Annotated in this window: 20 protein-coding genes; 1 reads left to right on the top strand and 19 read right to left on the bottom strand. The window is 66.8% G+C overall.

Going from position 1 to position 22966, the window contains the following annotated elements; genetic code table 11:
* Positions 1-12: 12 nt before the first annotated feature.
* The 4 genes from flhF to EV147_RS24520 all read right to left on the bottom strand — a co-directional run bounded on the left by flhF (position 13) and on the right by EV147_RS24520 (position 6850).
* The gene (gene flhF, locus EV147_RS24505) at positions 13-2568 is read right to left on the bottom strand and encodes a flagellar biosynthesis protein FlhF (protein ID WP_130393831.1); all 2556 of its coding nucleotides are present in this window, start codon (positions 2566-2568) and stop codon (positions 13-15) included.
* A 10-nt stretch (positions 2569-2578) separates the two neighbouring features.
* Entirely contained in the window at positions 2579-4669 is a 2091-nt protein-coding gene (gene flhA / locus EV147_RS24510; protein WP_130393832.1) for a flagellar biosynthesis protein FlhA, read from the bottom strand.
* The gene (gene flhB, locus EV147_RS24515; RefSeq protein WP_130393833.1) at positions 4666-5811 is read right to left on the bottom strand and encodes a flagellar biosynthesis protein FlhB; all 1146 of its coding nucleotides are present in this window, start codon (positions 5809-5811) and stop codon (positions 4666-4668) included. Before flhB ends, flhA begins: the two co-directional genes overlap by 4 nt.
* Positions 5812-6142: 331 nt before the next feature.
* Positions 6143-6850 carry a YceH family protein gene (locus EV147_RS24520; RefSeq protein ID WP_130393834.1) on the bottom strand — a complete coding sequence of 236 codons (708 nt, stop codon included), beginning with the start codon at positions 6848-6850 and terminating at the stop codon, positions 6143-6145.
* A 147-nt stretch (positions 6851-6997) separates the two neighbouring features.
* Here EV147_RS24520 and EV147_RS24525 point away from each other — a divergent pair, with 147 nt between their 5' ends.
* Positions 6998-7948, top strand: coding sequence for an ABC transporter substrate-binding protein (locus EV147_RS24525; RefSeq protein ID WP_130393835.1), 951 nt, complete (start codon positions 6998-7000; stop codon positions 7946-7948).
* Positions 7949-8036: 88 nt separating this feature from the next.
* On the opposite strand, the gene cheZ is transcribed toward EV147_RS24525, so the two are convergent.
* The 15 genes from cheZ to EV147_RS24600 form a co-directional block, all read right to left on the bottom strand.
* A complete protein-coding gene (cheZ, locus tag EV147_RS24530) occupies positions 8037-8672 on the bottom strand; it encodes a protein phosphatase CheZ (RefSeq protein ID WP_130393836.1) in 636 nt (211 codons plus the stop codon).
* Positions 8673-8684: 12 nt separating this feature from the next.
* Complete coding sequence (gene cheY, locus EV147_RS24535) at positions 8685-9071, bottom strand: chemotaxis response regulator CheY (RefSeq protein ID WP_124685961.1); 387 nt, start codon at positions 9069-9071, stop codon at positions 8685-8687.
* Between the two features lie 92 nt (positions 9072-9163).
* Positions 9164-10234, bottom strand: a complete 1071-nt coding sequence (locus EV147_RS24540) for a protein-glutamate methylesterase/protein-glutamine glutaminase (protein ID WP_130393837.1) — start codon at positions 10232-10234, stop codon at positions 9164-9166.
* A 24-nt stretch (positions 10235-10258) separates the two neighbouring features.
* Positions 10259-10921 carry a chemoreceptor glutamine deamidase CheD gene (gene cheD / locus EV147_RS24545; protein WP_407923286.1) on the bottom strand — a complete coding sequence of 221 codons (663 nt, stop codon included), beginning with the start codon at positions 10919-10921 and terminating at the stop codon, positions 10259-10261.
* Complete coding sequence (locus tag EV147_RS24550; protein WP_130393838.1) at positions 10918-11829, bottom strand: CheR family methyltransferase; 912 nt, start codon at positions 11827-11829, stop codon at positions 10918-10920. Before EV147_RS24550 ends, cheD begins: the two co-directional genes overlap by 4 nt.
* A gap of 69 nt (positions 11830-11898) precedes the next feature.
* Positions 11899-12393 carry a chemotaxis protein CheW gene (locus tag EV147_RS24555; RefSeq protein ID WP_130393839.1) on the bottom strand — a complete coding sequence of 165 codons (495 nt, stop codon included), beginning with the start codon at positions 12391-12393 and terminating at the stop codon, positions 11899-11901.
* Positions 12394-12417: 24 nt separating this feature from the next.
* On the bottom strand, positions 12418-14448 hold the full coding sequence (gene cheA / locus EV147_RS24560; RefSeq protein WP_130393840.1) for a chemotaxis protein CheA: 2031 nt from the start codon (positions 14446-14448) through the stop codon (positions 12418-12420).
* 60 nt (positions 14449-14508) lie between these two features.
* Positions 14509-15486 (bottom strand): flagellar motor protein MotB, encoded by a 978-nt coding sequence (motB, locus tag EV147_RS24565; RefSeq protein WP_130393841.1) that lies wholly within the window; start codon positions 15484-15486, stop codon positions 14509-14511.
* A gap of 13 nt (positions 15487-15499) precedes the next feature.
* The gene (motA, locus tag EV147_RS24570; protein WP_130393842.1) at positions 15500-16363 is read right to left on the bottom strand and encodes a flagellar motor stator protein MotA; all 864 of its coding nucleotides are present in this window, start codon (positions 16361-16363) and stop codon (positions 15500-15502) included.
* Between the two features lie 127 nt (positions 16364-16490).
* A complete protein-coding gene (gene flhC / locus EV147_RS24575; RefSeq protein WP_130393843.1) occupies positions 16491-17096 on the bottom strand; it encodes a flagellar transcriptional regulator FlhC in 606 nt (201 codons plus the stop codon).
* Entirely contained in the window at positions 17093-17410 is a 318-nt protein-coding gene (flhD, locus tag EV147_RS24580; protein ID WP_008647543.1) for a flagellar transcriptional regulator FlhD, read from the bottom strand. The genes flhC and flhD overlap by 4 nt, the downstream gene beginning before the upstream one ends.
* Before the next feature lie 398 nt (positions 17411-17808).
* Positions 17809-18561 carry a DUF4088 family protein gene (locus EV147_RS24585; protein ID WP_130393844.1) on the bottom strand — a complete coding sequence of 251 codons (753 nt, stop codon included), beginning with the start codon at positions 18559-18561 and terminating at the stop codon, positions 17809-17811.
* Between the two features lie 91 nt (positions 18562-18652).
* On the bottom strand, positions 18653-20530 hold the full coding sequence (locus EV147_RS24590) for a methyl-accepting chemotaxis protein (RefSeq protein WP_130393845.1): 1878 nt from the start codon (positions 20528-20530) through the stop codon (positions 18653-18655).
* Between the two features lie 176 nt (positions 20531-20706).
* A complete protein-coding gene (locus EV147_RS24595; RefSeq protein ID WP_130393846.1) occupies positions 20707-22344 on the bottom strand; it encodes a methyl-accepting chemotaxis protein in 1638 nt (545 codons plus the stop codon).
* A gap of 70 nt (positions 22345-22414) precedes the next feature.
* Positions 22415-22900 (bottom strand): chemotaxis protein CheW, encoded by a 486-nt coding sequence (locus tag EV147_RS24600; RefSeq protein ID WP_130393847.1) that lies wholly within the window; start codon positions 22898-22900, stop codon positions 22415-22417.
* Between the last annotated feature and the right edge of the window lie 66 nt (positions 22901-22966).

Genomic DNA, 22966 nt, shown 5'->3' on the forward strand with positions numbered 1-22966 from the left:
CGGATTCAAGGCTTACTCCTCTGCGGCCGCGAACTGCGGCAGCGCTTCCATGGCTTCCATGGCCTGCATCGCGTGCAGGGCGGACTCCGACGGCTCGTCGGCGAGGTGCGCGGCAGGCGCGTCATCGACCTGAGCCGGCGCGGCGTTACGGCCCGGATAGTTCTCGAGCACATCCAGCAGCGCCAGCAGGCGGCCCATGCCTTCGTTGAGCACGGTGCCTGCGACCGGCGCGTTGACGCGAGCCGAGGCACGGCCGGCCAGACGCGACAGGAATGCCGGAGCAGTGGGGGTCGGCGCATGTTGCAGGCGCAGCGTGGTCAGGCCCAGTTGCAGCGATGCCAGGCTCGTGCCGAGCGCGGCCTCGTCGTCGCCGGGCTGTGCGAAATGCTCCATCGCATGGCGCAGCGTGCGGAACTGCTCCTCGGCGGCCAGCGTCCATTGCGACCAGCGTGCCACCTGTGCGGCCACATCGGCCAGCGCGGGATCGCACAGCAGGTAGTCCACCGACAGCATCTCGCCGGTCTGGCGGTCCACCAGGCGCGACACCACGAGGCAGGCTTCGCTGCCCACCTCGCCGGCACCGCGCTGGCGCGCCGCCGTGCGGACCTGGCCGTCCGGAATGCGGACGATGCCGTGCGCGAGCCAGTGCACGGCGTCACGCTCGCGGTGGAGCACGTCGCCGATGGCGTGGAACGTCAGCGTGTCGGCGATCGTATCGAGCTTGTTGGCCTGGCCATCGGCAATCACGCGCGTGGTCTTGCGCGTGCCAGCCACCCAGCGCTCGCCCAGTTGCTGCCAGCGGGCCAGCGTGGCCGGCGTGGGCAGCGACGAGACCAGATTCACGACCGTGCGGGCCGCGGCCAGCGTGCTGCGCACGGTGGCGGCCTCGGCATCTGCCTCGGCTTCGGCGATCGACTGGCGCGCACGCGTGGCGGGCACCACGGTGGTGGCCAGCGGCATGCCGTCACGGTCGGCCAGCCACAGCGTGTGCTGCATCATCTGCGGCGCGCGGCGGCCCTGCACGGCGTGCGCGGCGTTGTGCGTGACGGCCAGCACGTAGCGCTCGCAGGCGCGGCTGGCTTCGCGGCACATCGTCAGGCGCACCTGCTGGGCCATCGGGCGCAGCGCGGTGGCACCGGCCGTGCGCTGCAGCCAGAGCTGGCGGGCCAGCTCGAAGCCATAGCGTTCGGTATTCAGTTCTTCCACGCAGACGCCCACGGCGCTGGCGCTGTCGGTCAGCGAGCGCAGTACGTCATCGGCGCCGCTGCGCTCGGCCTGGCGCGGGGCTGCGGCTTCGGCGCTGGCGGCCTGGCGGCGCGCCACGTCGACGTCATTGAACAGCGAGCCACGGCGCGGGGTCAGGAAGGCACGCTCCACGAGCGCGCCGGCCTGTGCCAGTTCCAGGTGTTCGGGCACGCGCTGGCCGGTGGACGCGTAGTACACCGGCAGGCGGTGGCGGATCACCACGTCGAGCACGGAACCCAGGTGCGTGGCTTCGTCGAGCTTGCTGATGATGCAGCCGTCGATGCCGCCGGCCGCGCCGGCTGCGTCGTTGCGGTACGCGTGCACCACCTCGTTGAGCGTATCGCCGTGCGCGGCGCCGTTGAGCAGCAGCACGCGCTGCATCGGCGCCTGCACGCCGGCCAGCATCGCGATCTGGTCAGACAGGCTGCGGTCGCGCTGGCTCATGCCCACCGTGTCGATGATGACCAGGTGCTTGTCCTTCATGGCCGACAGCGCGAAGCGCAGGTCCGCCGCATCCTTGACCGCGTGCACCGGCACGCCGAGGATGTCGCCGTAGATGCGCAGCTGTTCGTGCGCGCCGATCCGGAAGCGGTCGGTCGTCAGCAGCGCCAGGCTTTGCGGGCCGTGGCGCAGCACGAAGCGCGCGGCCAGCTTGGCCGTGGTGGTGGTCTTGCCCACGCCGGTCGGGCCGATCAGCGCCAGCACGCCGCCCTGGGCAAACAGTGAATCCTCGTTCTCCAGCACGGGAACCTTGCTGGCCAGTTCGGCGCGAATCCACGCCATGGCCGCGGGGCGGTCGGTGCCCACCGGCAGGCGCGCCAGCAGCGTGCGCGACAGCTGGCCCGAGAAGCCGGCGTTGATCAGCCATTCGAACAGCGACTCGCGCAGCGGATCGCCGGCAGCCACGCCCGGCGCGCTCTGGCCCAGGCCGGCGAACTGCCGCTCCAGCAGCGAGCGCATCGACGCCAGCTCGCCGCGCAGGTCGCCCAGGCCGGTGTCGTCGGCGCCGGACAGCGGCGCGGTGGCGGCGAACGCATGCGGTGCGGACAGCGCGGCGGCCAGCGGCGCCGCCGACGGATAGGTATCGTGCACGGCTGCCATCATCGGCAGCGCCGCGGCCATCGGCTCGCGCACCGGCGCGGCAGCCTGGTAGACCGGGGCGCTGGCGCTGACCGCGCCGAGATCGGTGTCGCGCATGGCCACGATCTCCACGCCGCCTTCGATGGAGCGGTTCGACAGCACCACGGCGTCGGGACCCATGGCCTCACGCACCTTGCGCATCGCTTCGCGGCCATTGGCCGCCACAAACTTTGCCACGCTCATGATTCAGTCCTTACGCTGCACCGCCGATCATGGCGGTAATGCGGATGTTGCGGTTGTCGGGTACTTCGGCGTGCGACAGCACCTTCAGTTGCGGCAGGGTGCGACGCAGGAAGCGCGCCATCAGCGTGCGCAGCGGCGCCGGCACCAGCAGCACCGGATCGAGGCCCATCTGCTCCTGGCGCACCACGGCGCCCTGTGCCTGCTGCAGCAGCGCATCGGCCAGGCCCGGCTCGATGCCGCCGCCGTTGACCATGGCCTGCGACAGCACCCGCTCCAGCCCGGCGTCGAGGCCAATCACCTGCATGTCGGCGTTGTTCGGGAACAGCTGCTGCGTGATGGCGCGGCCCAGCGCCACGCGCACCAGCGTGGTCAGCTCGGACGGATCGCTGATCTTCGGCGCCTGCTCGGCCACCACGTCGAGGATGGTGCGCATGTCGCGGATCGCCACGCCTTCGTCCAGCAGGTTCTGCAACACCTTCTGCAGGCCTGTCAGCGAGATCGTCTTCGGCACCAGGTCTTCGGTCAGCTTCGGCGCTTCCTTGCCGATGCGGTCCAGCAGCGACTGCACTTCCTGGCGGCCCAGCAGTTCGGACGCATGCATCTGGATCAGGTGGTTCAGGTGCGTGGCCACCACGGTGCTGGCATCCACCACCGTGTAGCCGTACGCCTGCGCCTGCTCCTTGAGGTTGGCGTCGATCCACACGGCCGGCAGGCCGAACGCCGGATCGCGCGTGACCGCGCCCTGCAGCGTGCCGCTGACCTGGCCCGGATTGATGGCCATCCACTGGCCGGGGTTGGCCTCGCCGCTGCCGATCTCCACGCCCTTGAGCGTGATGCGGTAGGCGTTGGGCTTCAGTTCGAGGTTGTCGCGGATGTGCACCACCGGCACCAGGAAGCCGATGTCCTGCGCGATCTTCTTGCGGATGCTCTTGATGCGGCCCAGCAGTTCGCCGTTCTGGCCGCGGTCCACCAGCGTGATCAGGCGATAGCCCACTTCCATGCCGAGCGGGTCCACCATCGTGACGTCTTCCCAGGTGGCTTCCGCCGCCTCGGCCGCCACGGCCGGCTTGCGCTCTTCCTTGGCCTTGGTTTCGGTGGCCTGGACCTCGCGCTTGCTCATGTGCCGGCCCAGCCAGATCAGGCCGCCGGCCAGCAGCAGGAACGCGAAATGCGGCATGCCCGGGATCAGGCCCATCAGGCCGATGATCGCGGCGGTGATGTACATCACACGCGGGTTCGAGAACAGCTGGCCCGTCAGTTGCTGGCCCACGTCCTGCTCGTTCGAGACGCGCGACACGATCACACCGGCCGCCGTGGAGATCACCAGCGCCGGAATCTGCGCCACGAGGCCGTCACCGATGGTCAGCAGCGTGTAGTTGTGCACGGCGGTGCCAAAGTCCAGGTCGTGCTGGACCATGCCGACCACCATGCCGGCGGCCACGTTGATGAACATGATCAGCAGGCCGGCGATGGCGTCGCCGCGCACGAACTTCGAGGCACCGTCCATCGCGCCATAGAAGTCGGATTCCTGTGCCACCTCGGCGCGGCGCTTGCGGGCGCCTTCCTCGTTGATCAGGCCGGCGTTCAGGTCGGCGTCGATGGCCATCTGCTTGCCGGGCATGGCGTCGAGCATGAAGCGCGCGCCAACTTCGGCAATACGGCCGGCACCCTTGGTAATCACCATGAAGTTGATCACCACGAGGATGGCGAACACCACGATACCGACCGCGAAGTTGCCGCCCACCAGGAAGTGGCCGAAGGCTTCGATCACCTTGCCGGCGGCGTCCGGGCCGGTGTGGCCCTCCAGCAGCACCACGCGGGTGGAGGCCACGTTCAGCGACAGGCGCAGCAGCGTGGAGAACAGCAGCACGGCCGGAAACGCGGCGAAGTCCAGCGGGCGCTGCGTATACATGCCCACCAGCAGCACCATGATGGCCAGCGCGATATTGAACGTGAACAGCAGGTCCAGGATGAACGGCGGCAGCGGCAGGATCATCATGCCGAGGATCATGACGATCAGCAGCGGACCCGCCAGCGCCTTCATCTGGGCGCCACCGCGCATCATCGCGGGCAGGTTGAAGAGATTGGTCAGGGCGTTCATGCGCGGCTTTCCGGTACGGCGAGTTCATCGGGCACAGCCAGGTCCGACGGCGCGTCGGGCTGCGGTCCATAGCTGTAATGCCAGTTCTTCAGTTGAAACACCCAGGCCAGGAGTTCAGCCACGGCGGTATACAGACCCGCCGGGATTTCATGGCCCAGTTCCACGTGCCGGTGCAGCGCCCGCGCCAGCGGCGGAGCGGACAGCACCGGTACGCGATGCTCGGCGGCCAGCTCGCGGATGCGGGCGGCCACCTCGTCGGTACCCTTGGCCACGACGCGCGGCGCATTCCAGCCCCCTTTTTCGTCGTAGCGCAGCGCCACGGCGAAGTGGGTGGGGTTGGTCACCACCACGTCCGCCTTTGGCACCTCGGTCATCATCCGGCGGCGCGCCATGGCGCGCTGTTGCTGGCGGATACGGCCCTTGACGTGCGGATCGCCGTCGGTTTCCTTCATCTCCTGCTTGACCTCTTCCTTGGTCATGCGCAGTTTCTTGTAGTACTCCCAGAGCTGCCAGGGCACGTCCAGCGCCACTACCAGCAGCAGCGAGCCGGCCACGATTCCGCACACGTACAGCACGATCTCCATCGTGTGCAGCATGGCCTCTTCCACCGGCGCGCTCATCAGCGCGATGGCCTCTGGCAGCTTGCGCCAGACCATCCAGCCGCCCACGCAGCCCACCAGCGCCGACTTGGCGATGGCCTTGGTCAATTCCACCAGCGAGTGCGCCGAGAACATGCGGCCCAGGCCGGACAGCGGCGACAGGCGCTTGAAATCGGGCATGAACGACTTGGTCGAGAAGATCCAGCCGCCCAGCGCCAGCGGCGCCACCAGCGCCGCCACGCCGAACATCAGCAGCAGCGGCATGAATGCCAGCAGCGCGTCGAAGATCGCCATGGCGAACTGCGACAGCATCCGGTTGGTATCGAATGCGGTGGCCGGCTCGAACGCCAGGCTGCCGTGCATGACCGCGTTGAGCTTGCGCCCCAGCGTGCCACCCATGGTCCAGAGCCCGATCACGCCGGTCATCAGCATCACGAACGTGCCGAGCTCGCGCGAACGCACAACCTGCCCCTCCTCGCGCGCCTTTTCGAGGCGCCGGGGTGAGGCGGGTTCGGTTTTTTCGAGATCGCTTTCCTCGGACATGAATGCTCCAGTACGACGCGCGCGCACGGCACTTCGTCACCGAGGATTATCAAATCCCGGACTGGAAAGCATTGGGGGGAAAAGGCGGGGAAACAGGTGCCTGTTTCAGGAATGAAGGGGGCAGCGGAAATAACGGCCCAGGGGGTGCGATCTTTAGAGCCGGATCGCCGATTTTGTGACGTTTGTGACGGATATCAGGCCGATTTGGCCGGAATCCGACCGCATGATGGCACGTTTCGGCGGTGAACTCCGGGAGATAAGCGGCCAGTTTCGCAGGGTTGCGCGGGCGGTGGGCCCGCGCCGGGCACCCTGCGTATACATATAGATGCGCCTAATCCAGCCGCCCCGGCTCCACGTCGATTCCCAACTGGCCGGCCATTTCCACCACCAGCGCCTGCAGGCGCTCCACCTTGTTTTCCAGCGCCCGATGACTGATGCGCAGCGCTTCGAACTCGGCGGGCGACGCCTGTGGGTCGGAACCAGTGCGGGTGGCCGGGGCAAGGTCCGCGGCACTGACTTCGCCGCAGAGCAGGTGCATCCAGCGATGCTCGCGCTCCCCGGCGCCGCGCGGCAGCCTCACCACCAGCGGCGGCGTGCGCTCGGCCAACTCGTCCAGGAAGCCCTCGACCGACGAGATATCGGCAAAGGCGTGCAGGCGCGCGGTGTTCAGGCGCAGCTCGGCGGCGGTCTGGGCGCCACGCAGCAGCAGCGTCGACAGCAGCGCCGCCGACTGGCTCGGCACGCCCAGCACTTTCGCCAGATTCTGCTCGAAGCGTGGCACGCGGCTGCTGCTGCCCTCGAAAACGAGGCTCAGCGACTTGAGCCCATCGATGGCGGTCAGGATCTCGGCCTCGGATGCGTTCATCACGGGCGCGCGGGCGGTCTTCTGGTTGCAGCCGGCCGCCAGCGCGTTGAGCGAGAGCGGGTAGGTATCGGGCACGGTGTACTGCTTTTCGAGCAGCACGGCCACGACGCGGCCTTCGAGGGGCGTCAGGGCGCGCAGGGCGGGACGGGAGGGCGATGCGGGAGTGGATTCCATCGGGATTCGGCAGGCGGTTGGCAGTTGCCCATTGAATCGCAACCCTCGTGGCGATGCAACCGGACATAAGGATCCGCGAAAACATTCGTTGGCCGGGATGGCCTTTGGCCGTAGGTTCAGGGTTTTCGGCTTCCCGACCTGCCTGCCATGAATTCGTCCCGCCGCCACTTCCTGAACACCGTCAACGCGCTGGGCACCGGCGCCCTGCTCGGTCTTGCCCCGGCCATACACGCCCAGACCCGCCCCGTGCTGAAGGCCGGCGACCAGAAAGGCGGCCTGCGCGCGCTGCTGGAAGCGGCCGACGGGCTCAAGGGGCTGGCCTACGACATCCAGTGGACCGAATTTCCGGCCGCCGCCCCGCTGGCCGAGGCGCTCAATGCCGGTGCCGTGGACAGCGGGCCGATCGGCGACGCGCCGGCAATCTTCGCACTTGCGGCCGGCACCCGGATCAAGCTGATCGGCGTGAACCGTTCGGACCCGTATGGCACAGCCGTGCTGGTGCGGCCGGATTCACCGCTGAAGACCGCCGCCGACCTCAAGGGCCGGCGCATCGGCACCAATCGCGGCTCGATCGGGCATTTCGTCACACTGAAGGCACTGGCGTCTGCCGGGCTCAGGCCCGAGGACGCAGACATCCGCTTCCTGCCTCCGGCCGATGCCAAGCTGGCGCTGACCAATGGATCGGTCGATGCCTGGGCGACATGGGAGCCGTACACGGCCATGGCAGAGACCAGCGGCCACGCACGGGTGCTGGTGAGCGGACGGGGATTGTGGTCTGGCCTGAGCTACCTGGCGGCTACGGAATCGGCGCTGGCGAGCAAGCGGGCGGTACTGGGAGATTTCCTGCAACGCGTGGCGCGGGCGCAGGCGTGGTCCTACCAGCACGTGCCCGAGTTCTCGGCCACGCTGGCACGTATCATCGGCATTCCGCCGGAAGCCGCACGGCTGCAGTTCGAGCGGCGGAAGACGCAGTGGCAGCCGATCGACGCAGAAGTCGTGGCCGTGCAGCAGCAGACGGCGGATTTCTACCTGAAGTCGGGATTGTTGAAGCAGCGGCTGGAGGTGGCGGGGACGTTCGAGCGGTTGGCGGTGGGGTGAGCGCCTTGCGGGTGGTTTGCTCGCCAACGGTTTGCTCCCCTCGCCCGCGATGCGGGAGAGGGGAGCCAGAACAGCGGGCAGGTCTGCCTCAGAACCCCAGACTCGCCAGCAAGTCATCCACCTGAGACTGGTCGGCCACGACATCGGCCTTGCCTTCGGGGTTGATCTGCGGGCCGTTCATCAGCGTGGGCGGCGCTTCCACGCGGCGGTCGGCCGGCACGTTGTCGATCAGCACCTGCAGCAGTTCCTGTTCCAGGCCGCGGATCATGTCCATCATCTTCTTGATGACCTGGCCCGTCAGATCCTGGAAGTCCTGCGCCATCATGATTTCCAGCAGGTGGCTGCCCGTGGCGCGGGTCTTGGCCGGCACGTCGGTCAGGAACTCACGGGTGTCGAGCACCAGCGCGCGGGCGTCGCCCAGTTCCACGGGCTTCTCGAACCAGGCTTCCCAGCGCTTGTCGAGCGCGTTGGCGCGGGCTTCGAGTTCTTCCTGCAGCGGCTGGGCCAGTTCCACGGCCGTGAGCGAGCGCTCGGCGGCCTGCTCGGTCATCGCGGCGATGTAGCTCAGGCGGTCGCGCGCATCGGGAATGGCCTGGGCGGCCTTCTCGATCTCCTTGTCGAGCCCCAGCTCCCGCATGTTGTCGCGCAGCATGCGCGTCAGGTTGCCGATGCGATGGATGATCTGATCGGCCGATTCTTGGCTGAAAGTCGGAGTCGTCGACATGTCGCGTACCTCTTATTGACCCAGCTTCTCGAAGATCTTGGTGATCTTTTCGTCGAGCGTGGCGGCCGTGAAGGGTTTCACGACATAGCCGTTGGCACCGGCCTGCGCCGCGGCGATGATGTTTTCCTTCTTGGCTTCGGCGGTCACCATCAGCACCGGCGTCTTCTCGATGCCGGGCGTGGCACGGATCGATTGCAGCATGGTCAGGCCGTCCATGTTCGGCATGTTCCAGTCCGACACCACGAACTGGAAGCTGCCGTCCTTGGCCTTCTCCAGGCCGGCGGCGCCGTCCTCGGCTTCCTCGACGTTGGTGAAACCCAGCTCCTTGAGCAGGTTGCGGATGATCCGACGCATGGTCGGGAAGTCGTCGACCACGAGGATCTTGATGTTCTTGTCCACTGTACGGCTCCAATACGGTTGCGGATGACTTTGCCATCCGGTTGTTGTTGCTGATCTGACCTCTTCGCGCGCCGCGCCGGTGGCGTCCCGGCCTACACGCGCTGCGCCCGCGCGCCAAACGTGGCCAGGTGCGCCATGACGCGCTGGCTCATCTGGTGCAGGGGCACCACTTCATGCACGCCGCCGGTGGCGATGGCCTCCTTCGGCATGCCAAACACGATGCAGGACTGTTCGTCCTGCGCCAGGTTGTACGATCCGGCGTCCTTCATGCGCAGCATGCCGCGCGCGCCGTCCTTGCCCATGCCGGTCAGGATCACGCCGGTCACGTTCTTGCCGCCGTGCACAGCCGCCGAATCGAACAGCACGTCCACCGACGGACGATGGCGGTTGACCGGCGCCTCCTGCGACAGGTGCGCCACGTAGTTGGCGCCGCTGCGCGTGAGCAGCAGGTGCGAATCGCCGGGGGCGATATAGGCATAGCCCGGCAGCACGCGCTCGCCGTGCTCGGCCTCCTTGACCGTGATGCGGCACAGGCCGTTGAGACGCTGTGCGAACGATTTCGTGAAGCCGGCAGGCATGTGCTGCACGATCATGATCGCGGGCGAATCCGGCGGCAGCGGCATCAGGAATTCCTTGATGGCCTCGGTACCGCCCGTCGACGCGCCCACGATGATCAGCTTCTCGGTCGACAGCAGCGGCGCGCGCAGCATCGGCGCGGCGGTGCCACCGGCGGCGGCATCGGGCCGCGCCTTGACGCGGGCACGCGACGCCGCGCGCAGCTTGTCGGCGATCGTCTGCGTATAGTCGATCAACCCCTCCCGGATGCCGAGCTTGGGCTTGGTCACGAAATCCACGGCGCCCAGTTCCAGCGCGCGCATCGTGATCTCGGAGCCGCGCTCTGTCAGCGACGACACCATCAGCACCGGCATCGGGCGCAGGCGCATCAGGCGTTCGAGGAAATCCAGCCCGTCCATGCGCGGCATTTCCACGTCGAGCGTCAGCACGTCGGGGTTCAGGCGCTTGATCATCTCGCGCGCCACCAGCGGATCGGGGGCGGTACCCACCACCTCCATGTCGGGCTGGCTGTTGATGATCTCCGTCATCAGGCTGCGAATCAGCGCGGAGTCGTCCACGCACAGCACCTTGATCTTCGCGGCGGTCATGTTTGTCTCTACGTCTCTCAGGTTTCAGGTCGGCGTCTTGGCCGATGCCTGCCGCGTGAACAATGCGACGGCGCCACGCGCGGGCGCCTTGGTCGACGTGGACAGCGTGCGTGCCAGGGCGCGTTCCTCGCGCTCCACGCCCACGGTGTCGTCCTGGCGGGTCAGCCTGCGCACCAGCCCCAGCCCCGTCTTCGGGAAGTAGCTGACGCGGCGCGCATGCGGCCCGCGCAAGTCCTGCGCCGCGACCCGGATCTCTTCGGTGCGCAGGTACTTCAATACGAAATCGGCATTCCGGTCCCCAATATTGAGGGTCGTCATGTTCGCCAGCACCGCACCGCCGCCAAAAACCTTGGCTTCCAGCCGCTCGCGGCGCGCGCCCATCTTCAGCAGCTCATTGATCAGCACTTCCAGCGCATAGCAGCCGTAGCGCATTGACGCCGACAGCATGCGGTCGGGGCCGGCGTTCTCGTCGTCCGGCAGCATGAAGTGGTTCATGCCGCCCACGCCCGCGTATTCGTCGCGGATGCAGGCCGATACGCACGAACCCAGCACCGTGGTCAGCACCACGTCGTCGCCGGTCACGTAGTACTCGTTGGGCAACAGCTTGATGGCCTGCTTGTCGAACTCGCGGTCGAAATACTTGCGGGTGGCAATGGCCTCGGGCATCTGTGGGGTGCCGCGCATCATGCACCTCCGCCCTTGCCCGACAGTTCGTACACGGTCTGCCCGCGCAGCTGGAACGCGCGCGTGACATACGAGAAATTCTCCGAATGCCCGGCAAACAGCAGGCCGTGGGGCTTGAGCATCGGCGCAAACCGCTCCAGGATGCGGCCCTGGGTCGGCTTGTCGAAGTAGATCATCACGTTGCGGCAGAAGATCGCGTCGAACTTCTCGCGGATGCCCCAGTCCGGCGCCAGCAGGTTCAGCGGATCGAACGTGATCGTCGAGGCCAGGTCGGGCTTGACCTTCACGGCGCCGGCGCGTGCACCCGTGCCCTTCAGGAAGAAGCGCCGCAACTGCTCCTGCGACAGCCGCGCCACCTGTTCGGTCGTATAGACCCCCGCGCGGGCCTTGGCCAGCACCTGGGTGTCGATGTCGGTGGCCAGCACCGTGCCGGCGCGGTCGCCCAGCGCCTCGGCCAGCGTGATGGCGATCGAGTAGGGCTCCTCGCCGGTCGATGCTGCCGCGCACCAGACGCTGTACGGGCGGCCCACCTTCTTCGCATGCTCGGCGAGCAGCGGAAAGTGATGAGCCTCACGGAAGAACGAGGTCAGGTTGGTGGTGAGCGCGTTGGTGAAGTACTCCCACTCGTCGGAGCGGTCGTCGGCTTCGAGCAGTTCGAGATAGGTGCCGAAGTCGCTCAGCTGCAGCGACCGCAGGCGCCGCGCCAGGCGGCTGTAGACCATCTCGCGCTTGTGCGCGCCCAGCGAGATGCCGGCGCGCTTGTGGATCAGCGCCCGCACTTTCTCGAAATCGCGTTCGGTCAGCAGGAAGTCACGCATGTCGTCGCGCAGCGGCGCCAGCACCGGCGCCGCCGGGCTGGCGGCCGCGCCTGGCTTCCCGATGGGGCTGGAGGAAGAACGGAGCGGCGTCATGGGTGTGTGTCGTCAGGAATGCCGATACGCGGCAAGGCAGGGGCTTCGGGGTTGCTACCGGCGCGCTCTTCAGGCGAGCTCGGCTTCGATCAGCGACATTTCCGCGCTGGTCATCATGCGTTCGATATCGATCAGGATCAGCATGCGGCCTTCCACCGAGCCGAGCCCGGTCAGGTGCTCGTTCGACACCGACACGCCAAACTCGGGCGCCGGCTTGATGTCGTCGCCAGTCAGCGTGAGCACGTCGGACACACCGTCCACGACGATGCCGACCACGCGTCCCGCCACGTTCAGGATGATGACCACGGTCTGGTGGTCGTAGCGCACGTTGCCGAGGTCGAACTTCAAGCGCAGGTCGACGATCGGCACGATCACGCCGCGCAGGTTCGTCACGCCCTTGATGAAGTCCGGCGCGTTGGCAATGCGCGTCACGGTTTCGTAGCTGCGAATCTCCTGAACCTTCAGGATATCGATGCCATATTCCTCGGTGCCCAGCGTGAAGACCAGGTATTCCTGGCCAGAGGCTTCGCTGCCCTGGGTATCGATCTGTCCGATGCCGGCCATGTCCGTTCTCCTTGCTTCTTTCAATTACGCTACGGCCACCGGGTCCTGGCGGCGCACGCCGGTGCGCTGCAACGCACCCACGTCCACGATCAGCGCGACGCTGCCGTCGCCCAGGATCGTCGCGGCCGAGATGCACGGCACCTTGCGATAGTTCGTTTCGAGGTTCTTCAGCACCACCTGGTGCTGGCCGATCAGCTGGTCCACCAGCAGCGCGAAGCGCTTGCCCTCGGCGGCCAGGATCACGGCGATGCCCTGCGTGGGCTCCTGCACCGCGTTGGCCACGTTGAAGACCTTGTGCAGCTCCAGCAGCGGCAGGTACTCGCCGCGCACGTTCATCACGCGCTCGCCGTTGGCGGCCGTGTGCACGTCCTCGGATTTGGGCTGCAGGGATTCCATCACGCAGTTCAGCGGCAGGATGAAGGTCTCCTCGCCGGTGCGCACCGACATGCCATCGAGGATGGCCAGCGTCAGCGGCAGCACGATGCGGGTGGTGGTGCCCAGGCCCGGACGCGAGCCGATTTCCACGTGGCCGCCCATTTCCTGGATGTTCCGCTTGACCACGTCCATGCCCACGCCACGGCCCGAGACATCGGTCACCACTTCGGCCGTGGAGAAGCCCGGCGCGAAGATCAGCTGCCAGACCTCGTCGTCGGTCATGCTTTCCGATGCGCCCGGCAGGTTGTTCTGGATCGCCTTGGCCAGGATGCGCTCGCGGTTCAGGCCACCGCCGTCGTCGCTGACCTCGATCACGATGTTGCCGCCCGCATGTTGCGCGGACAGGATCAGCTGGCCCGTGGGTTCCTTGCCGGCGGCCACGCGCTTCTCGGGCGTCTCGATGCCGTGGTCCAGGCTGTTGCGCACCAGGTGCGTCAGCGGGTCGATGATCCGCTCGATCAGGCTCTTGTCGAGTTCGGTCGCCTTGCCGAACGTGACGAGGTCGATCTGCTTGTTCAGCTTGCTGGCCAGGTCACGCACCAGGCGCGGGAAGCGCGAGAACACGTAGTCCATCGGCATCATGCGGATCGACATCACCGCTTCCTGCAGGTCGCGCGCATTGCGTTCGAGCTGCCCCATGCCGGAGAACAGGCGGTCGAACAGCACCGGGTCGAGCGACGACGCGGTCTGCGCCAGCATCGACTGCGTGATGACCAGTTCGCCCACCAGGTTGATGATCTGGTCGACCTTCTCGGTCGGCACGCGGATCGAGCCGGAATCCGGCGCGTGCGCGGCGGCTGCGGCGGCCGGCTTGGCTTTGTCCTTGGCGGCGGGTGCCGCGGCCGGGGCAGCGGCCGGAGCCGGGGCGGCTACCGGAGCGGGCGCGGGGGCCGCTGCGGCTGCGGCGGCCGGAGGCGGTGCCTCGCCGGCTGCCACGGTTTCCACCACGATCTGCTTCTCGTCGATCACGAAGCAGCAGACCGCGATGATGTCGTCGGGGCCGCAGGCGCTGTTCAGCCAGATGGTCAGGTCACCGTCGGCTTCTTCCTGGCCGGTGATCTCGCCCAGGTTGGCCAGTTCCTCGCGCAGCAGCGCCTGGTCGGCCGCCGATACCTTGACCAGCCGGACCTTCAGGTTGCCGGCGCCGCCGGCCGGCGCGGCGGCCGGGGCTGCGGCGGCAGCAGGTGCGGGGGCCGGAGCCGGAGCCGGGGCCACGTCGCCGTTGGCCTCCTGGGCCAGCTGCTGCAGCACGGCGCAGATGCGCTTGAACGTTTCCGGATCGGGTTCGGTGCCGTTGCGATAGGCGTTGAGCTGGTCTTGCAACACGTCCTTGGTTTCCAGAAAAGTGTCGATGATGACCCGCGTCAGGGCCAGTTCCCGCCGACGCGTGCGGTCGAGCAGGTTCTCGAAGATGTGCGTGGTCTCGGTCAGCGCCGTGAAGCCGAACGTCGCGGCGCCGCCCTTGATGGAGTGCGCGGCACGGAAGATGGCATTGAGCGCCTCGGCATCGGGGGACTCGATGTCCACCTCGAGCAGCAGCTGCTCCATTTCAACGAGCAGCTCTTCCGCCTCCTCGAAGAAGGTCTGATAGAACTGCGTGATATCGATATCGACAGACATGATCGTCCTGACTCGCTAGATTGCTCTGGAAGATGCGCCGCCCTCCCCAGGCGGCGCGCCTCATTCTGTCCTGCCCCTGGGCGCGGAGGCCGGGCGGGCTGCCGGTGCGGAGGCGGCTTCGAGCTGCGTCTGCATCTCGTCGGCCATGCGCCCCTTCTGGGCCTGCACGGTCACTTCGGCAGCGCTGGCGTTCTCCGCCTCGAACTGCGCCTGGGCCCGCTTGTTCAGCACCACGATGCTGATACGACGATTAACGGCAGCAAGTGGGTCTTTCTGTTCCAGCGGCATCGTTTCCGCCAGGCCGAGTACGCGCAGCACCTTGCCGGCCTGCATGCCGCCGGCGATCAGTTCCTGCCGCGACGCGTTGGCGCGGTCCGCCGAGAGCTCCCAGTTGCTGTACGCGCGCTCGCCCATCATGTAGGTGGCCGAATCGGTATGCCCCGACAGGCTGACCTTGTTGGGCATCTCGTTGAGCACCGGGCCGATCTCGCGCAGGATGGTGCGCATGTACGGCTCCACGGCGGCGCTGCCGGTGCGGAACATTGGGCGGTTCTGGGTATCCAGGATCTGGATGCGCAGCCCCTCGCTGGTGATGTCCAGCAACAGCTGCGGCCGGAACTGGCGCAGTTGCGGGTTGTTCTCGATGATCTGTTCGAGCCGGCCCTTGAGCGCGCGCAGGCGCTCGGTGTCGAGCTGGTCGCGGCGGCGCTGGGCGTCGGCCGGATCGTTGGTCATGGCCTTCATGACCTCGCCGTCCTTGGCCATCGGGTCCTTGCCGCCGCCGGGAATCACGCTCTTCGACAGGCTGCTCTTGTCGCCGCCCGCCATCGCCACCTTGAGCGGCGTCTTGAAGTAATCGGCCACGCCGACCAGGGTCTTGGGCGACGACGAACTCAGCAGCCACAGCACCAGGAACAGGGCCATCATCGCCGTCATGAAGTCGGCGTAGGCGATTTTCCAGCTGTGGTTGCCATGGGGCTTGGAATGCCCCTTGACCTTCTTGATGACGATGGGACGGAGGTCCTGGGCGCTGCTCATGGCTGCTCTCCCGTCAGGTCAGGCTCTTGACTTCGCGCACATGGTCGTCCAGCTCAAGGAACGACGGACGCACCGTCGAGTACAGCACCTTGCGGCCGAATTCCACCGCTACCAGCGGCGCGTAACCATTGAGCGAAGCCAGCAGCGTGACCTTGATGCACTCGTACATCTTGATGCTCTCGGACACCTGGTGCTCGACCCGCGAGGCCAGCGGCGAGACAAAGCCGTACGCCAGCAGAATGCCCAGGAAGGTACCGACCAGCGCGTTGGCGATCAGCGCACCCAGCTCGGCCGGCGGCAGGTCGGCCGAGGCCAGTGCGTGCACCACGCCCATCACCGCGGCCACGATGCCGAAGGCGGGCAGGCCGTCGCCGACGCGCGACAGCGCATGGGCGGGAATCTCGGCCTCGTGGCGGTACGTTTCGATTTCGTGGTCCATGAGCGCCTCGATCTCGAAGGCGTTCATGTTGCCGTTGACCATCATCCGCAGGTAGTCGGTCAGGAACTCCATCATCTTGGCGTCGGCCAGGATGCGGGGATACTGGCTGAAGACGCTGCTGGAGGCAGGATCGGCAATTTCCTTTTCGAGGAACAGGATGCCCTCGCGGCGGGCCTTGGACAGCAGCACGTACAGCAGTGCCATCACGTCCAGGTAGAGTTCCTTCTTGTACTTGGAACCCTGCAGCAGCATCGGCATGGCCTTCATGGTGGCCTTGATGGCCTTGCCGCTGTTGGAGCTGATGAACGCGCCAACGGCCGCGCCGCCGATGATGATGAGCTCCGCCGGTTGGTAGAGCGCGCCCATGTGGCCGCCGACGAGGGCGTAACCGCCCAACACCGCCACCACTACGACGACATAGCCAAGAACTACTAGCACGATCGGATCCCCGTCTGAAAAACACGCGTCAGGCGCACAAGGGCTCCCTGGCGTACCGGCGAGCGCCTTCAGCGCCTGCCGGTACGACCGGGGCCCACCTGCCTTGCAGACGTACCGCCCGATGAACTCAGGCTGCGGTCTGCGCGGCTGTGGCGTCCTTCGAGAGCTTCTTTACCTTTCCGGCCCGCGAGGGCGGACGGCACAGGCTGCAGACAAAGTTCGCGTGCGGCTCATAGGCATGCGTCACGAACTGGCCGCCGCAACAGGTGCACGTGGAAAGCTGCAGCATGTTGCTCTCGAAAAACCGTACTAACGTCCAGGCACGGGTGAAACTTAAGACGATTTCGCCGCCGAGCAGCGAAACGTGTTCCAGGTACAGACGGTAAGCGGCCACTACGGCACGAATGCCCGACGTCTCGCCTTCCTGCACCATGAACTGGTACGCGGAGAAGAACAGCGACGAATGGATATTCGGCAGCCAGGTCGTGAACCAGTCTGTCGAGAACGGGAGCATGCCCTTGGGCGGCGAGGCGCCGCGCAGCTCCTTGTAGAGGCGGATCAACCGGTCGCGCGAGAGCGTGGTCTCGGCTTCCAGCACCTGCAGGCGCGCACCCAGGCCAATCAGCTCGATGGCGAGCTGGGTCTGGTTGGCGTCCTGCAGGACGCTTTTACGGTTGGGTACCGGTGTGGCCGTAAAGCTGCGGCTCGGCGTAGCCTGGAGGAGCGCGGTCAATTGAGCGACTCCACAGGTTGCCGGGCCAGCAGGATAGCAGCGTGGATCTGCTGCATATCATGGCTCTTGGCCGTGTGGGTGAGCGTGGACAGCAGCGCATGGTCGTCAAAGCGGAAACGGCACAGCACCATGTTGGATGCTGCCAGCTTGACGAGTTGCGCCGAGGTCAGCTTGGCAAGAATCTCAGCAATTTCCTTGCTGACACCAAGCCTGAACATGGCTTCCACCTGGTTTTCGCGCACCAGTCGTTGCGCAAGCAGAAGATAGGCAAGGTTGACCTCCCTGATCTCCTGGAGAACTTCACTGCTTTCCAATTTTTCCCCGCTACCAAATAACCTCTCGACCGCTTGTCCGGCGCTTACCGGCAGGTACTGATTGCCGGCGACCAGATCGTTTGGTGCGTGTTCGAGTAGGTACGACGTACTACGAAAGGAACTTCGCCCGGTTACACCTCTTCTCTGAAACGTTACAGATGTTACAGAGTGTAAGTGAAACTGTTACGTTTATATCGGCAATCGACCCGGAATGCCAATCCCTACTTACGTTGGGGTTTGGCAAATGTCGCAAGGATCAGACATAGGGGGCGAATTTTGTAACAGCCGCGATTTCTGACTTCTGATTTACATCAAGGCTGTGACAGTTGTGTACACAACGCAAGCCGCCCTGCTGCGGTGCACACGTCACAGCGCGAGAAAGTTGTTACTGAATTCCACTATTGACGAGCGAGCGCAGTTTGGCTAAACGCGCGCCGCAGCCAGGCGGCCAGCCGTGCAAACACGTCGTCGGGCGCCTCGCGGAACAGATGGGGCCGCGAACGCTCCACTTGCTCCAGCACCCGGGCGGCTTCCTCGGCACTCACCGAGCCATATTCCAGGGCCAATCCCAGCAGCGCGCGCAGTTCGCCCACCTTGCTGCGTCCCAGCGCCTCGCTCTGTTCGGTCTGGAGCGCATACATCACGTCATAGGCACGTTGACGCAGCCCGTCGGCCATGCGCCAGGCGGGCGTGCGCATGCGTTCCTCCAACGTGCGGATATCCACCGCGGATGACGCAATCTGGCCCGCCAGCGCCTCCGTAAAGGCGGCGTCGGCCCCGGCCTCGCTCAGGATGTTGGTGGCCCACTCCCGCGCGTGCTCCATGCGCTGTTGCTGGGTCCAGGCCGGCTGCACGGCCAGCCCGAAGCCGAATCGTTCGGCGTCGCGCATCAGGGCCGCCAGCGCGTTGGGCAGTTGCTTGTCGAAGACCTTGCGGGCCCAGCCGTACTCGCCGCTGGCCAGCAGCCGCATCACGGCGCGCTCGGTCAGCGGGCCGTCCTGCTGCAGCAGGCGTGCGCGCAGGAAGTCGTCGAACGCGGGCGGGATGAACTCGGCGTCGAGTCCGGTTGAAACTCTTACAAAGGCGTCGAAGTCCGCGCGCAGCCGCGCCGTGGCTTCGGCCGACAGGGACAGGCTGATATCGGTTTGCATGATGTTCTTTGAACGAGTGAGCGCCCCGGCGTAACTTTTTCAAGTCACGCCGGGGCGCGGGCCTGGGCAGGCGTGGCGGATCGTCAGCCGATCAGAATGCGCTCCAGTCGCCGTTGTCGGCCGCCGCGCTGCCGCCAGACTTCGCGGCGAGCGCAGGACGCTTCATCTGGGTATCGGCAACTTCGTCGTCGACTTCAGCCAGTGCCGGCGCGGCAGAAGCCGCCACCAGCGCCGTGCCGGCAGCCTTGGCGGCGCGGCTCTTGGCATTGCCCCGGGTAGCGGGCTTGCTGCGGGCCACCGGCGGGCGGACGGCCGGACGGGCCGCCGGGCGGGCGGCGGGCGCCGTCGAGGCGGCCGCTCCCGGCGCCGGAAGCGCCAGCGCGGGCGCGCCATCCTCGTCCGAGAGGCGGAACGTCGACACCGATTCCATCAGCCGGCCCGCCTGGTCCTGCAGCGAACCCGCCGCGGCGGCGGCCTGCTCCACGAGCGCGGCATTCTGCTGGGTCACTTCGTCCATCTGGGCAACCGCCTGGTTGACCTGCTCGATGCCCGAGCTTTGCTCGGCCGAGGCCGCGCTGATCTCGCCCATGATGTCGGTCACGCGCTTCACGGCCTGCACGATCTCGTCCATCGTCGTGCCGGCCTGGCCCACCAGCGCCGCCCCGGTGTCCACCTGGGCCACCGAGTTGTCGATCAGCGTCTTGATTTCCTTGGCCGCGTTGGCGCTGCGCTGCGCCAGGCTGCGCACCTCGCCGGCCACCACGGCAAAGCCACGGCCCTGCTCGCCGGCCCGCGCCGCTTCCACGGCGGCATTCAGCGCCAGGATGTTGGTCTGGAAGGCGATACCCTCGATCACGCCGATGATGTCGACGATCTTGCGCGAGGCATCATTGATCTCGCCCATCGTCTTGACCACTTCGCTGACCACTTCGCCACCGCGCACGGCGGTTTCCGACGCATTGGCGGCCAGCCCGCTGGCCTGCCGCGCGTTGTCGGCGTTCTGGCGCACGGTGCTGGTCAACTCCTCCATGCTCGACGCGGTTTCTTCCAGCGACGCGGCCTGCTGTTCAGTGCGCTGGGAGAGGTCGTTGTTGCCGGCGGCAATCTCGCGCGAGGCGGTGCCGATCGATTCGGCCGACTCCTTGAAATCGCGCACCATGTGCGACAGTTGCTGCTGCATCTGGCTCATCGCGTGCAGCATGCTGGCCTGATCGCCGGTACGCAGTGCCACGCGGCCCGAGAAGTCGCCCTCGGCGATGCGCGAGGCAATCGACGCCGCATAGCCCGGCTCACCGCCAAGCTGGCGCGACAGCTGGCGCGCCAGCAACCAGCCCAGCAGCACCGAGCCGGCCACGCCGCCCAGCACCAGCAGCAGCATCACCACGCGCGAGCTGTTGTAGACGCTCGTCGACTCCTCCATGTTGGCCTTGGCGCGCTCATCGCGGCGCTTGACCATCTTGAACAGGATTTCTTCCAGCGTGCGGCTGTCCTTGAGCAGTTCGGTGCTCTCGGTGAACACGTTGCTGTCGAACTGCGAGGTGTCGAGCGGCTGCTTGCTCACCAGCGCCATGTACTTCACCATCCGCTCCCGGAACGGCGGCACCAGCGTCTCGTACTGCTTGTAGAGCGCCTGGCCCTCGGGCTGGGAGAAAGAATCCTTGGCCGTCTTGACGCGCGCTTCCATGGTGGAGAGCGCCTTGTCGATCGTTTCCTTCTCGGTGGCGCGCTCGCCCATGGTCGAGGCCGACAGCAGCGCGATCTGGGCACGGCTGGCGTAGACCAGGTTGATGTTGCCGTCCTGCACCGCCTTGAGCGCCTGCAGGTCGGTGTTGTAGATCTTGCCGGTCCATTCCGCCATGCGGCCCATGTTGACCACGCCCAGCAGGCCGATGATGGCGCCGATCACGGAAACAACCAGGAAGCCGGCAATCAGCCTGGTTGTCACACGTAGTTGATTGAACCACTGCATAGAACTACCCCCTTCGTCTGTCAGAAATACCGGAGCGGCCAGCATCACCGCCCCGAGTTGTTGTCGCTGCCGCCTGCGTGGGCGGCAAATCTACCCCGTTCCTGATGCCGCGCCTGTAAACGCGCGGCGCTTTGGTCGGCTCCGCGCCCATGCGGACGCTGGCCGTGCTCCCCACTTCAACCGGCCGCTGCCTCCGCCAATTCCGCCTGCCGGCGGCGCGCGGGCCGGGCTTCGGCCTGCGTGCTGACGCGGAAGGTGGAAATCGACTCGCGCAAGCGGTCGGCCTGTTCCTCCAGCGAGCCTGCCGCCGCGGCGGCCTGCTCCACCAGCGCAGCGTTCTGCTGCGTGACTTCATCCATCTGCGCCACGGCCTCGTTGACCTGCTCGATGCCGGCGCTCTGCTCGGCCGAGGCCGAACTGATCTCGCCCATGATGTCGGTCACGCGCTTCACGGCCTGCACGATCTCGTCCATCGTTGCCCCGGCCTCCGACACCTGCGCGGCGCCGTTCTCCACGCGCCCCACGGTATCGGCGATCAGGCCCTTGATCTCCTTGGCCGCGTTGGCGCTGCGCTGCGCCAGGCCGCGCACCTCGCCGGCCACCACGGCAAACCCGCGCCCCTGCTCGCCGGCCCGCGCCGCTTCCACGGCGGCGTTGAGCGCCAGGATGTTGGTCTGGAAGGCGATGCCCTCGATCACGCCGATGATGTCGACGATCTTGTGCGAGGCCTGGTTGATCTCGTCCATGGTCTGCACCACGCGGCCCACGGCTTCGCCGCCGCGCAGCGCGGTTTCCGACGCATTGGCGGCCAGCCCGGTGGCCTGCCGCGCGTTGTCGGCGTTCTGGCGGACCGTGCCGGTCAACTGCTCCATGCTCGACGCGGTTTCCTCCAGCGACGCGGCCTGCTGTTCGGTGCGCTGCGACAGGTCGTTGTTGCCCGCCGCCACCTGGTGCGTGGCCGTGGAAATGCTGACCATGCCTTCCTGGATGTCGTGTACCACCGACAGCAGGCTGCGCTGCATCGTGCGCATGGCGCGCGACAGCGCGCCTACCTCGTCACTGGCGCGGTGTTCGTACGTGGTGGTCAGGTCGCCCGCGCCCATGCGCAGCGCGAAGTCGAGCATCTCGCCGACGGGCCGGTCCACGCGTGCCGCCAGCGCCGCACCCGCCGCCGCCGACGACAGCACGGCCAGCGCGAACGCACCCCAGAGCCACGGCCAGAGTTGCGTGGCGGCGGCCGGCGACATCCAGTGCACGCCGGCCAGCGCCACGAGGAACCAGCTCACCCCGGCCAGTTGCGCCAGCAGGATACGGCGGCGCAGCGTCAGCCGCGTCAGGCGGCCCAGCAGCCCGGCCACGCCGGTGCGCACCACCGCGCCATCGCGGATCGCCAGCCCGGCGGCGCGGTTCTCGCGAAAGCGCCTGTAGGCCGTCTCGGCCGCTTCGATCTGCTCGGGCTTGGCCATCGAGCGCACCGACGTATAGCCGATGATGCGGCCATCCACGCGCGTGGGCGTGACGGTGGCCTGCACCCAGTAATGGTCGCCGTTCTTGCGGCGGTTCTTGACGATGCCCACCCACGACTTGCCAGCCTGGACGGCCGACCAGAGATCGGCGAACGCCTCGGGAGGCATGTCCGGATGGCGCACGAGGTTATGCGCCGCACCGAGCAATTCTTGCGCCGTGAAGCCGCTTACTTCGACGAACGCCCGGTTCGCAAACGTGATCCGGCCCTTGAGGTCGGTCCGCGAGATCAGGTAATCGTTCGGCGAGAGCGGGTGCTCGCGCTGGGTGACAGGCTGGTTGTTGCGCATTGGAGTGACTGCTTGGAAGTTGTGGGGCCGGTGGGGAAGCCCCGGCTCCGGCGCTCCCCGTTCCCTGGCGTCAGGCGCCGGCCGCGGCGTCGAGCGCCGCGAGGTCGTCCACGTTCATCAGCTTCTCGATGTCGGCCAGGATCAGCATGCGGCCTTCGAGCGAGCCAAGCCCACGGATGTATTCGGTCTCCACGCCACCCGAGAGCGCGGGCGCCGGCTTGATCTGCGCGGGCGTGAGCGTGAGCACGTCAGACACGCCGTCAACCACGATGCCGGTGGTGCGTTCATGGATATCGACGATGATCACCACGGTGTACTGGTCGTAGCTGATCTGGGCCTGCCGGAACTTGATGCGCAGGTCGATGATCGGCACGATGGTGCCGCGCAGGTTGACCACGCCCTTCAGGTAGTCGGGCGCGTTGGCGATCTGCGTCACGTTCTCGTAGCCGCGGATTTCCTGCACCTTCAGGATGTCGATGCCGTACTCTTCGCGGCCGAGCCGGAAGGCCAGGAATTCTTCTCCCGCGCTGTCCGCGCGGTTGTTGCTGGTGTTCATGGTTGCCCCCGCTGGCATGGTGGGTCGTGGCCGGCGGTAACGTGCCCCCGGCTGCTGGCGACCCGA

The sequence above is a fragment of the Cupriavidus agavae genome (genome assembly GCF_004217045.1).
Taxonomy (GTDB): domain Bacteria; phylum Pseudomonadota; class Gammaproteobacteria; order Burkholderiales; family Burkholderiaceae; genus Cupriavidus; species Cupriavidus agavae.